A 12,636-nucleotide genomic window follows, 5' to 3' on the forward strand; every position below is an offset into this window, starting at 1 on the left:
CAAGGAGGAAATAACATGTCAGATAATTTTAAAGCATTAATTGTTAATCAAGAAGGTGAAAATTTTACTCGAGAAGTAAAGTCAATAGATAAATCATTTTTAAAGCATGGTGATGTACTTGTTAAAGTAGATTATTCAGACTTAAACTATAAAGATGCACTTATTTTAAATAATGGTGCAAAATTAGTAAAAGAATTCCCACATATTCCTGGTATTGATTTTGCAGGCACTGTTTTAGAAAGTGATAATTCGAAATTCGTAAAAGGGGATGAAGTAATACTTACAGGTTGGAGAGTTGGAGAAATTTACTTTGGTGGCTATTCTCAATTTACAAAAGTTAATGGAGATTACCTAGTTAAAAAACCTAAAGATATTACATCTAAACATGCAATGATTATGGGTACTGCTGGACTAACAGCATTATTATGTTCTTTTGCAATTAAAGCTAGGGAGGAACTTTTATTAGGTGAAAAAGTTAAAGATGTTTTAGTAACTGGTGCATCTGGAGGTGTTGGAAGTATTGCAGTGATGATTTTAAATAGATTTGGATATAATGTTACAGCAGTTACTGGAAAAGCTGAAAATGAGGAATATTTAAGATCATTAGGTGCTAAAAACATAATAAATAAAGCAGATTTAGATAAAGACCCTAGACCATTAGATAAAGGTTTATGGGACGGTGTTGTTGATACTGTTGGTGGAAAGATACTTGCTAATGCACTTGCTCAAACTAGGGACAATGGAATTGTTGCAGCCTGTGGAAACGCCTCTGATTATAAATTAAATACAACAGTTATGCCTTTTATTATTAGAGGTGTAAAACTTTGGGGAATAAACTCAGTCACAGCTTCAATAAAAAGAAGAGAGTTTGTTTGGAATGAAGTTAAAAATCTTATTGATTTTGAACAACTAGAAAAATCAATTAAAACTGTGAGCTTAGAAGATTTAATAGATATATATCCGAAAATGTTAAAGGGTGAAACATCTGGAAGATATATAGTTGATCTTAATAAATAAATGGATTGGGATAAATTAAAAATATTCCACGTAGTTGCAGAAGCAGGTAGTTTTACTAATGCAACAATAAACTTAAACTTAAGTCAATCTGCAATAAGCAGACAAATTCAATCATTAGAACTGGATCTTAAAGTACAACTCTTCGAGAGACACGCAAGAGGTCTTACTTTAACTGAAAATGGTGAATATTTATTTAAAACAGCTCACGATGTAATTAGTAAATTAAAAGAAGTTGAATCTACACTGGGAGATCAAAAAGATAAACCAACAGGTAAATTAACAATTACAACTGTTAGAAGTTTTGGTACTCACTGGCTAACACCTCGTATTCAAGAGTTTATGACTTTAAACCCTGAAATAGAAATTGAATTAATTTTTGATGATAAGGAGTTAGATTTAAGTACTAGACAAGCAGATATAGGTATTTTTATGAGAAGACCTAAACAGCTTAATTATATTCAAAAAAAGTTAGTTGATATAAAATATTATATTTATGGTTCTAATAAATATTTAGAAAAACATGGGATGCCAAAAACAATCAATGACTTAAATAAGCATAAATTCATTTCATTTGGTAAAGGAGCACCATCTCCTGTCTATGATCCAGATTGGGCTTTAAAACTTGGAATTAAAGATGCTAAAAAAAGAAAACCAGTAATGAAAGTTAATAGTGTTATGGGTTTACTTTTAGCTGTTGAAGCTGGTGTAGGTCTTGCAGCACTTCCTGAATATTTAGTTTCAAATTCAAACAACGTAATAAAGGTTCTTCCTAATTCAGAGGGCCCCATAACAGAGGCTCACTTTGTCTACCCTCAATCACTTAAGAATACTGCAAGAATTACTGCTTTTAGGAACTTCTTGTTCAGTAAAATTGGTGATTGGAAGTCTTAATTAACTAGACTTATCATTAACATATACTGAGACGCCTCTAGAATTAATATCTACATCAAATTTTTTATGTAAAGGTGGAAAAGCTCTTTGCGGACAATCTAATCTATCACAAGTTCTGCAAGATACACCGATAGGAATTTCTGTTGTTTTATCACTAACATTAATATTTTCAGTGTACACAAAGTCTTTTGCATACTTTGCGTCACAGCCAAGACCAATTGATAGTATGCTTTTTGATTGACCAAATCTTCCCACACCTTTTTCTACAGTTCTTGCAATACAAACATATTTTTCACCATTAGTCATTTTGCTAACTGCTGCTTGAATTACACCTGGTCTCGTGAATGCTGAATAAACATTCCATCTAGGACATGCACCGCCATATCTTGGTATATCAATTCCTGATAGTGAAAATCTTTTTGAGATATTTCCTGCCATGTCAACTCTTAGCATATGAAAAGGAATACCAGGTAATTTTGGATCTTGTAAGCATGTTACACGGTGAGCAACTTGTTCAAAAGAAGTTGCAAATGTATTCTGTAATAACTCTAAATCATATTTTAATTTTTTACATTCAGCATGAAAAGGTTTGTAGGGCATTAAAATTGCTGCACCACAATAATTTAATAAAGCAACTTTAGTCAATTTTTTTGATTCTTCTGAAGGAAAAGAAAATTTAGATAGATAATTATCAATATCTTTCATTGCACCTTCTTGTGCAATCTGAGCTGCTGCATGAAGTTTTTTTGTTTCCAAAGAACTATAATCACTTAATAGGAGTTCTTTTTTATTTTTATTATAAATTTTAGAAAAAGGCTTTCCATCTTCTGGTAAAATGTCTTTAACTATAATTGAATATTCTTTATTTAAATACTCGCATAACGCAATATATCGAGTTCTGTTATTTTTTTGAATCTTATTAAAAACTTTATTTGCAAACTCTTCTAATTTTGGAAAATAGTTTTTATGTTCTTGAAGAAAGTCAGATATTACCTCACCAGGAAAAGAGTTTTTTCTATTATCAACTATTTTTCCTGAAATTTTTTCTATTTTATTAATTAGTTCGTGATCTTTCTTTTTAAGAATATCTCCCAATCTAACAAGGGCCCTACCTATCTTTGGGTTTGTGCCAACAAGATCTTTAACCTCAGGACCAAGAATATCCAGGTCTTCAAATAATTTATCATCTAGAATTTCTGAAATAGTATTTTCTAAGTTAACATCTGATTTTGATGTTAGGTCTGAGAGTTGGATATTTAATTTTTCACAAACCTTAAGTAATAAATCTCCATCTATTTTTCTTTTTCCACTTTCAATTAAGTTTAAATAACTCGGAGAAATACCTAGATCTTCTGAAAGTTTGTTAGCTTGCAGTCCTAACTGTCTTCTAAAAGCCTTTATTTTAGGACCAATTTTTAAATCAATTTTACTCATAAGCTTTATTTGTAAATTTTGTAAATTTAAATTTACAATAAGTTTCTTTGTTTTACAAGGTTTTTAACGATTTAGTTGGATTTTGTAAATTTAGTAAATTATAAAGTTTACATGAACAATAAAAACATAAATAAAAACCAAGAAAACCAAGAAAATCAAGGTGAAATTAACGAAAGCAACAATCAGAATCAATTTAGTCAATCTGGTATTTATCTAAGAGACGACCATTGTGATTGGGGTTCTAGTGGAATGAATGAATTCACTCAAGAATATAGTGAAGACAAATAAGTCCTCTTACCGTTAATTTACTTACGATTTAATTTTCTTAATATATAATCTAGAAAGACCTACCTATGAACTCAGAAGCTAAAGTTTCATACGATTTAAAAAGATTTTTAGGAATTAAAAAAGACTACACTCCAGAAGAAGTAGAACGATTAAGAGGTTCTATCAAAATTGAATATTCGATGTGTAAGCATCAATCTAAAAAATTATGGGATCTGTTAAATTCAGAAAATTATATTAATACATTGGGTTCACTTTCTGGAAATCACGCTATTCAACATGCTAAAGCCGGATTAAAAGCAATTTATTTAAGTGGATGGCAAGTAGCAGCTGATGCAAACACTGCTGGTGAAATGTATCCTGATCAATCTTTATACCCATATGATAGTGCTCCAAAATTAGTTGAGTCAATGAACAATGCTTTAATAAGAGCAGATCAAATTCAGCATATGGAATTACATGATGGTGATATGAAATCAAAAGATAGAACAGATTATATGCTACCAATTATTGCAGATGGTGAAGCAGGATTTGGTGGCCCATTAAATGTTTTTGAATTAACAAAAAAATTTATTAAAGCAGGTGCTGCGGGAGTTCATTTTGAAGATCAGTTAGCCAGTGAAAAGAAATGTGGGCATATGGGTGGAAAAGTTTTAGTTCCAACGGGCACTATGATTAAAAATTTAAAAGCTGCGAGGTTAGCTGCTGATATTGCAGATGTACCATTAATAATTTTAGCAAGAACTGATGCTAATGCTGCAAAATTGATTACCAATGACTTTGATGAAAATGATAAACCTTTTTTAACAGGTGAAAGATCTCCTGAAGGTTTCTATTATGTTAAGCATGGAATTGAGCAGGCTATCTCAAGAGGTTTAGCCTACGCACCTTATTCAGATTTAATCTGGTGTGAAACTGCAACACCAAATCTTGAGGAAGCAAAAAAATTTGCAGATGCAATTCATGAAAAGTTTCCTGGTAAATTATTAGCTTACAACTGTTCTCCTTCGTTCAATTGGAAGAAGCATTTATCAGATTCAGAGATCTCAACATTCCAACAAAAAATTAGTGAGATGGGTTATAAATTTCAATTTATTACACTTGCTGGATTTCACACTCAAAATATTGCAATTTTTGAGCTTGCGGAAAAATATAAAACAGAAGGAATGACTGCTTATTCTAAAATCCAAGAGCTTGAGTTCGCTAGAGAGAAGGATGGTTACACAAGTGTTAAACACCAAAGAGAAGTTGGGACATCTTACTTTGATGCAGTTTCAAACACCATAAGTAGTGGAAAAAGCTCTACAACTGCTATGGCAGGCTCTACAGAATCCGAACAGTTTTAATTAGTCTTTACTTAAACTTTAAATATGTTCTAATATTTAAATGATCTTAAGTGGAATACTTTTAGTCATTTTCTACATTTCTCATCGATATATTGTTGCCTGGATTATCTATTACAATAATAGTGATAAAAGATTTGGTACTTCTATTTGGCGTTGGACTTATGATTACAAGGTTATTGGTGAAAGAGATATTTCAGATCTTGATGATAAGCCCTTTGTAAGAAAAAGAAGAATTAGAAATCGCACAGTTACCTTAATGTATTGTAACTTTTTTACAGGTTTTGTTATCTCCCTGTCTTTTTTAAGTAATTTACTTATTGCAATATTATTTTAATTAACTCTTGTAAACTGCGTCAATTAATGCGATTGATAATCATTCGCAATGTTAATAATAAGCATTCCAAACTAAATAACCAATAAAAACGGGAAATAATAATGAAAAAACTTACAATTATTGCATTTTTCATGGCTTTATTTGCAAACATGACGTTTGCTGCTGAAGTTAATGTATTCAGTGCAAGACATTACGATTCAGATATTCAACTTTATGAAAAATTTACAGCTAAAACTGGAATTAAAGTAAACGTTGTATCTGGTAAAGATAAAGCTCTTCAAAAACGAATAACTGAAGAAGGTGCTGATTCAAAAGCTGACCTTTATATTACTGCTGACGCAGGAAGATTAGGTGCATTCGCTGCAAAAGGAATGTTCCAAAATTCTATGACTGCTGCAATTAAAGCTGCCGTACCAGCAAATTTTAGAACTCCTAAATGGACTGGAATAGCTAAGAGAGCAAGAATTATGTATTACTCACCTGAAAGAGTAAATGCAAATGAGCTTAACGGTATGACTTACGAAGGTCTTGCTGATCCAAAATGGAAAGGTAGAGTTGTTATAAGAAAATCTAACAATATCTATAACCAATCTCTTGTTGCATCATTAGTAAAAAATAATGGTAAAGCAGCAACTTGTTCTTGGGCAAAAGGTGTTGTGGCTAACATGGCTAGAGACTCTAAAGGAAATGATAGAGCTCAAATTTTAGCTGTAGCTGCAGGTGAAGCTGATCTAGCAGTAGCTAATACTTACTATTATGCTTTGATGTTATCTGGAAAAAAAGGTCCAGAGCAACAAGCAGCTGCTAAAAAAGTTTTACCTTTTTTTCCTAACCAAGGAGACAGAGGAACTCACATGAACATTAGTGGAGGAGGAGTACTTAAAACTTCACCAAATCCTGATAATGCAAAAAAACTACTTGAGTTTTTATTAACTAAAGAAGCACAAGAACACATAGTCAATAATACATTTGAATATCCAATGATTGATGGCGTTGAGCCTCATGCATTAGTTAAACAAATGGGTCTTGGATACAATCAAGATTTAGAAACTAAAGTTGCTAATTATGGAAAACAACAAGCTACAGCACTTGAGTGTATGTTAGCAGCAAGTTGGAAGTAATAAGCTAGTGAAAAAGAATTTATTTAATATTGATTTAGATAAATCTTCTGACGTATATGGGTCTCAATCTCTGAAAGCTTGTGATCCATGTGCAGCAGAGTGTGAAAAAATCAATAGAAAAATAAATAATAGAAAATTATCAGATATTGAAGATAAAGAGGTTGCACATATCCTCTCTCCTTTTAATACTTAATTTTCTTTTTAATGATTGTGCTCATAGCTTTACAAAAGGTATTTACCCTACCTAATTTAACTATGAGCACTAAAAAATTTAAATGCAAGTAATTCAATTAAACAAACACTTAAAAAATAACAGGAATAGAATGATAGAAGGAAAAAAATGTTCAAATGTAGTTTTGAAAACAAGAAAAATTGGAAAATGGGTTGATGTAAGTACTGATGAAATATTCAAAGGTAAAAAGGTAATACTGTTTTCATTACCAGGTGCATTTACACCAGTATGTTCTGAAAAGCAGTTACCTGGATTTGAAGAAAATTATGATAAATTGTTAGGCTTAGGTATTAATGAGGTTTATTGCATTAGTGTTAATGACGGTTATGTGATGAATGCTTGGGCTGATCAACAAAAATTGAGAAAAGTTAAGGTATTACCAGATGGAAATGCAGATTTTACAAGGGCAATGGGCATGTTAGTTGATAAGAAACACGTAGGATTTGGTCTAAGAAGCTGGAGATATTGTACGATTATTAATGATGGTGTGGTTGAAAAATGGTGGCAAGAGGATGGCATGAATAATGATGGAAGTGATCCTGATCCATACCATCAAACAACTCCTAAAAACTGTATAGAATATCTATCTAAACAATAAAAGCTGAAAACCTAAATGGTATAAGAAATTTTTAAGAATTAGCTCTATAATCTCTCTCTCAAATTGGTTTTAGAGTTGGTATTAACTTCCCTTGGTTACGAGGGAAGTTTCTTAAAAATAATTATTAAGGTAATATAAAATATGGGATTTGGAAAAATAAATATTTGGTATGCAGCATCTTTACTTATTTCTTTAGTAGTGGCAGCACCGATTTTAACAGTATTCAGCAGTTTTTTTGAAACTACTGGAGATTATAGTTTAATTTTAAAAAATACTTTTCTTTATGATTATATTTATAATTCTTTAATACTTTTAATAGGTGTTTTATTTTTAACATTTATAATTGGTGTTGGATGCGCTTACTTAGTTTCATTTTATAATTTTCCAGGTGTAAATTTCTTTAAATGGTCTTTGATCTTATCTTTTGCTGTCCCAGCATATATTTACGCATATTCCTTAACTGCTTTTTTTGAAAATTATGGAACAGCTTTTTCAATTTTAAAAAATTTATTTGGAGAAGGGAATTATAACTCTCATATTCCTAAATTTGATGGAATGATGGGTGCTATAATTTCAATATCATTTTCACTATTTGGTTACGTTTATGTTTTAACCAGAACATCATTTCACTATCAGTCACAGAATTTAGTAGAACTTGGAAAAAACCTTGGCTTTTCTAAAAAAAAATCTTTTTTTAAAATAATACTTCCTTCAGCAAGGCCTGCTATAGTTGCTGGTTTGTCATTGGTTGCAATGGAAACTTTATCAGATTTCGGATCTGTATCTTTTTTTGGTATATCTACTTTTACTACAGGAATATATAATGCTTGGATTTCTTTTGATGATCTTACTCTTGCTAACAGATTATCATTTTACCTATTAATTTTTATTCTTGGATTGTTTATTTTGGAAAATTTTTCAAGAAAAAAAGCCCAGTATCACACATCTTCTAAGGGTGGGTTTAAATCTAAATCAGTTATCAATTTAGGTGGATATAAATCATTTTTAGCATTTTCTTTTTGCATGTTAGTTTTTTCTATAAGTTTTTTATTTCCTGTTCTACAAATGCTTTATTGGACAATTATATTTCCAAAACATTTAGCTGATTTAGATCTAATTAACTTATTTTCAAATACTATAATTTTAGTAATTTTATCTAGCTGTTTGTTAATTGCCTTAGCTTTTATTTCAAATTATGGGAATAGAGTTTCTAAAAGTAAATTTTTAGAAGCACTAACTACATTTTCAATATCAGGATATGCAATACCAGGGATTATTTTAGCGGTAGCATTCATTACCTTTATCTCATGGTTTGACAGCAGTATTCTAGGTCAATTTGAAATGAGCAGTATAAAGCCAATTTTTATAGGTTCTATTCTTGGCCTAGTTTTGGTATATTTTATTAGATTTTATTCATTAGCAAGCAATGGAATTAAATCAGGATATTTAAAAATTAATTATTCCATTGATGAAGGCGCATATCTGCTTGGATATTCTAAATTCAAGACTTTCAAAAACATACATGTCCCATATCTAAAAAACTCAATTTTATTGATAGGAATTTTGTTAGCCATTGAAATCATTAAAGAGTTACCAATTACGCTAATTATGAGACCATTTAATTTTGAAACTTTTGCAACAAAGGCATATATCTATGCTTCTCAGGATTTATTAGAGGCCGCAGCAGCCCCGTCATTATTTCTTATAATTATTGCAAGTTTCTTTATATTAATTACATCTAAATATATTCTTAAAGACTAAAATTATGACAAAAATTTTTCTAGAAATTGATAATGTAACATTTACTGCTAGTGCACAAAACAAAGTAAGCAATGTCTCATTAACTATTGAAAATCAGGGAGACATTATCTGTTTATTGGGTCCATCTGGAATTGGTAAAACTACAATTCTTAGAACAATTGCTGGTTTAGAGAAAATTAATTCTGGAAAAATTAAATTAAAGAATAAATTACTTTCCTCTAAAGATGTCCATGTGGAACCTGAAGATAGAAACATATCAATGGCCTTTCAAGATAACTCACTTTTCCCTCATTATAATGTTTTAGAAAATATAAAATTTGGTGCAGAGAGAAATAAAAAGAAGAAAAAAGGTTTAAATATAAATGATATAATTAAATTCCTTCATATTGATCACGTAATTGACAAATTTCCACATCAAATAAGTTCTGGTGAAGCGCAAAGAGCCTCTTTAGCCAGATCTTTATTATCTAACCCAGACTTATTATTATTAGATGAACCTTTATCAAATGTAGATCAAAGTTTTAAAGAAGAAATTCAAGTTAAGTTGAAACAAATTTTAACTGAACAAAAAATAACAACAATCATCGTTACACATGACTCGTATGAAGCTTTTTACTTGGGTACAAAATGTGGAATAATTCTTGATGAACAATTAAAACAATTTGATGATCCGTATAATGTTTATCATTTTCCAAATTCTGTAGAGGTGGTTAACTTTTTGAATAGAGGAATTTTAATTCCAGCAAAAGTTACCGGTGAAAACAGTTTAGAGAGTGCTGACTTAGGTACAATAACTGGTGATTTTATAAAACATTACCCAAAAGGATCTGAAGTTCAACTTTTATTACAACCAGAAGATCTGGAACATGATGATCAGAGTAATTTAAAATTAGAAGTCGTTGATAGAAAATTTAGGGGAACAAATTTTATCTATACCCTTAAAACTATGAGTAATAAATTAATACCTGTCTTTGTACACTCTCACCATATTCATCAACACCAAGTAGATGAAAAATTTGGCATCAAGAGACCAATTAATATTGATCATATAGTTTGTTTCTAATACAAAACTTAACTTAAAATGAATGATAGATTAAAAACCTTATCTAGAGGAATAATTGACGTAAGTCCTTTAATGATACCTGTGGTTCCATTTGGAATTATTTATGGTGTTATTGGTATGGAATTAGGTTTGGGTGCGTACATGACACTTGGAATGTCTATCATAATTTTTGGTGGAGCTTCTCAAATAGTTTTACTTCAATTATATTCAGGTGGAGCCTCTTCTTTGGTAGCAATAACTTCTGTTAGTGCGGTAAATTCTAGACACTTATTATATGGGGCAGTATTTTCAGAATATTTATCTCATTTAAAATTAACGTGGAAAATAATTTTGTCTTACGTGTTAATTGATCAAGCATTTGCTGTCTCAAATACTTATTTTAAGAAGAATAAAGAAAATGAATTTAAACATTACCACTTATTAGGTGCTGGCTTTACCTGTTGGATAGTTTGGCAAATATCAACAGTGTTAGGTATTGTTCTAGGATCAGTTATACCTGAAGAGTTAGGTTTAAGTTTTACTATTTCTTTAACCTTTTTGGCCTTGTTAATTAATGATTTTAGAAAATTTAAAAATATTATTGTGATGTTGGTATCAGGCATTGTTGCAACTATTGGCTACAATACAATACCATTTCAAGCATATATTATCGTTGCAGCCATAGCTGCTTTACTAATTGCTACATTATTAACTTTGATAACTTTAAAGAAAAATTAATGCATTGGTCGACAATTATTTATTGTGGAATTATTACTTATCTAACAAGGTTTTCTATGATTTTTTTATTAAAAGAGGACATATTAAACGATAAGACAAAAAAAATACTTTCTTATGTACCTTCTGCAATTTTTCCTGCAATAATCTTTCCACCAATATTTCTAGATAGTGCAGGCGCAATAGATATTGAAAATAATCCAAAAATATTAGCTTCTATATTTGCAATAATTATTGGTTATTTTAGTCGAAGTATTATTGCCACAATATTTGTGGGACTTATTTCTTATTGGTTTTTGATTTTTGTATATTACCAATAGAAAAACTTATAATTAAACCTTTAATGTTTCATAAATTTAAAGTCAGCAACGATTTACTTGGCATATTTTATATGCTTTTATGTCAATTCTCATTTGCAACAAATGATGCTTTTGTAAAAGTTATTTATGAAAACTATGATGAGATATTAGTTTTAAACCAAATCATTTTTATTAGGGGTATTTTTACATTACTTTTCATTTTATTATTTCTTTACATTAAGAAAGAACTTAATTTTAAATTAATCTTTACTTCAAATGAATTGAGAGTGAGAGGCATTTTAGAATCCTTAGCAGCTTTATTTTTTTTCATTGGTATTGCTCTATTACCCTTTGCAAATGTTTATATTTTATTAAGCATGGCACCAATTTTATTAACTGCATTTAGTGCAATATTTTTAAGAGAAAAAGTTAGATGGAGAAGATGGAGTGCAGTGTTATTGGGTTTTGTTGGTGTGGTGGTGGTAATTAATCCTGGAAAATTAGAGACTAGTTATTATTTTATCTTTCCTATAATTGCAGCAATTATGCTTTCGATTAGAGACATGTATACAAAAAATTTTAAAAAAGATTATGCCAGTCTACAAATTGCATTTATGACCTGTTTTGTTGTTACAGCTCTTTTTGGCTTGTTAAGTATTTATAAATTTTATGATTTTAGTTTAAAGGATATATTTATTTTATTTATTGCTGCTTTTTTTCTAGCATTAGGCTATATTTTTTCAATAGCAACAATCAAAATCGCACTAGTTTCTGTCACATCAACATTTAGATATTCAGTTATTTTATGGGGAATATTATATGGATATTTTTTATTTGATGAGGTGCCATTAACTAATACTTATATAGGAGCTTTAATAATTGTTATTAGTGGATTAATTATTATTTCAAGACAAAAAAAGATTGGGGTTATAAAATAAAATCAAAATCTTGTTAATCGAACTTTTAAGACATATGATTAAAACATGAAAAAAATATTAATTATAATTTTTGCATTATTTACAATTAAAGCTTTTGCGGTCGATAAAAGCACAACTTTTAATAATGAAATTTTTCAAAAAGCTCAACTTGAAGGAAAAACAGTTGTTATTAATTCTTGGAATGAAACTTGCTCAACATGCAAGGCACAGATAAAAATTCTAGATCAAGCTGAAAAAGAATTTAAAAATGTTCTTTTTTTAAGTTTTGAGCAAACCAAAGATAAAGATATAGCAAAACAATTAGGTATTGATTATTGGACTACTATTGTTGTTTATAAAAATAATAAAGAAGTACAGAGAAGCATTGGCCAAATGGATAAAGCTAAAATTTACGAATTAATAAAATCTTAATCTTGAATAATAAAGCCTATTAATGATTATTTGATGATCCAAAAAATTATATTTATTATATAAACCAAAATACCATAAAACATAAACATGAGGATTTTGTCTTTTCCTGTTTTTTCTTCCCAGTTCAATTTAAATAATACTGATGGAGAAGCTACTAATAGGATAATCCCAATTACAATTACAAGTAATGAT

Annotated in this window: 15 protein-coding genes; 14 read left to right on the forward strand and 1 reads right to left on the reverse strand. The window is 29.7% G+C overall.

Annotated elements, in window-relative coordinates:
- Nucleotides 1–15: 15 nt before the first annotated feature.
- Together AC5YF9_RS02195 and AC5YF9_RS02200 are read left to right on the forward strand one after the other, a co-directional pair.
- Nucleotides 16–1,017 carry an oxidoreductase gene (locus tag AC5YF9_RS02195; RefSeq protein WP_415304406.1) on the forward strand — a complete coding sequence of 334 codons (1,002 nt, stop codon included), beginning with the start codon at nt 16–18 and terminating at the stop codon, nt 1,015–1,017.
- The gene (locus AC5YF9_RS02200) at nt 1,018–1,908 is read left to right on the forward strand and encodes a LysR family transcriptional regulator (protein WP_415304407.1); all 891 of its coding nucleotides are present in this window, start codon (nt 1,018–1,020) and stop codon (nt 1,906–1,908) included. It abuts the gene before it with no gap.
- Here AC5YF9_RS02200 and AC5YF9_RS02205 read toward each other — a convergent pair whose 3' ends face one another.
- A complete protein-coding gene (locus AC5YF9_RS02205; protein ID WP_496169929.1) occupies nt 1,909–3,342 on the reverse strand; it encodes a helix-turn-helix domain-containing protein in 1,434 nt (477 codons plus the stop codon).
- A 111-nt stretch (nt 3,343–3,453) separates the two neighbouring features.
- Between AC5YF9_RS02205 and AC5YF9_RS02210 the strand changes: the two genes are divergently transcribed.
- The 12 genes from AC5YF9_RS02210 (at nt 3,454) to AC5YF9_RS02265 (ending at nt 12,444) form a co-directional block, all read left to right on the forward strand.
- On the forward strand, nt 3,454–3,630 hold the full coding sequence (locus tag AC5YF9_RS02210; protein ID WP_415304410.1) for a hypothetical protein: 177 nt from the start codon (nt 3,454–3,456) through the stop codon (nt 3,628–3,630).
- 65 nt (nt 3,631–3,695) lie between these two features.
- Nucleotides 3,696–4,973, forward strand: a complete 1,278-nt coding sequence (gene aceA, locus AC5YF9_RS02215) for an isocitrate lyase (protein WP_496169930.1) — start codon at nt 3,696–3,698, stop codon at nt 4,971–4,973.
- Nucleotides 4,974–5,013: 40 nt separating this feature from the next.
- Nucleotides 5,014–5,307, forward strand: coding sequence for a hypothetical protein (locus AC5YF9_RS02220; protein WP_415304411.1), 294 nt, complete (start codon nt 5,014–5,016; stop codon nt 5,305–5,307).
- 101 nt (nt 5,308–5,408) lie between these two features.
- A complete protein-coding gene (locus AC5YF9_RS02225; RefSeq protein WP_415304412.1) occupies nt 5,409–6,428 on the forward strand; it encodes an extracellular solute-binding protein in 1,020 nt (339 codons plus the stop codon).
- 7 nt (nt 6,429–6,435) lie between these two features.
- Nucleotides 6,436–6,621, forward strand: a complete 186-nt coding sequence (locus AC5YF9_RS02230) for a hypothetical protein (RefSeq protein ID WP_168607384.1) — start codon at nt 6,436–6,438, stop codon at nt 6,619–6,621.
- A 133-nt stretch (nt 6,622–6,754) separates the two neighbouring features.
- Nucleotides 6,755–7,258: a peroxiredoxin gene (locus AC5YF9_RS02235; protein WP_415304910.1), complete on the forward strand. Its 504-nt coding sequence runs from the start codon at nt 6,755–6,757 to the stop codon at nt 7,256–7,258.
- A 141-nt stretch (nt 7,259–7,399) separates the two neighbouring features.
- Complete coding sequence (locus AC5YF9_RS02240; protein ID WP_415304413.1) at nt 7,400–9,019, forward strand: ABC transporter permease; 1,620 nt, start codon at nt 7,400–7,402, stop codon at nt 9,017–9,019.
- Nucleotides 9,020–9,023: 4 nt separating this feature from the next.
- Complete coding sequence (locus AC5YF9_RS02245; RefSeq protein WP_415304414.1) at nt 9,024–10,082, forward strand: ABC transporter ATP-binding protein; 1,059 nt, start codon at nt 9,024–9,026, stop codon at nt 10,080–10,082.
- 18 nt (nt 10,083–10,100) lie between these two features.
- Complete coding sequence (locus AC5YF9_RS02250; RefSeq protein ID WP_415304415.1) at nt 10,101–10,799, forward strand: AzlC family ABC transporter permease; 699 nt, start codon at nt 10,101–10,103, stop codon at nt 10,797–10,799.
- 56 nt (nt 10,800–10,855) lie between these two features.
- Nucleotides 10,856–11,116: an AzlD domain-containing protein gene (locus AC5YF9_RS02255; protein WP_415304416.1), complete on the forward strand. Its 261-nt coding sequence runs from the start codon at nt 10,856–10,858 to the stop codon at nt 11,114–11,116.
- Nucleotides 11,117–11,139: 23 nt separating this feature from the next.
- Entirely contained in the window at nt 11,140–12,033 is an 894-nt protein-coding gene (locus AC5YF9_RS02260) for a DMT family transporter (protein ID WP_415304417.1), read from the forward strand.
- Between the two features lie 45 nt (nt 12,034–12,078).
- The gene (locus AC5YF9_RS02265; protein WP_415304418.1) at nt 12,079–12,444 is read left to right on the forward strand and encodes a thioredoxin family protein; all 366 of its coding nucleotides are present in this window, start codon (nt 12,079–12,081) and stop codon (nt 12,442–12,444) included.
- The last annotated feature ends 192 nt before the right edge of the window (nt 12,445–12,636 follow it).

It is taken from the genome of Candidatus Pelagibacter sp. uisw_098 (assembly GCF_059512505.1).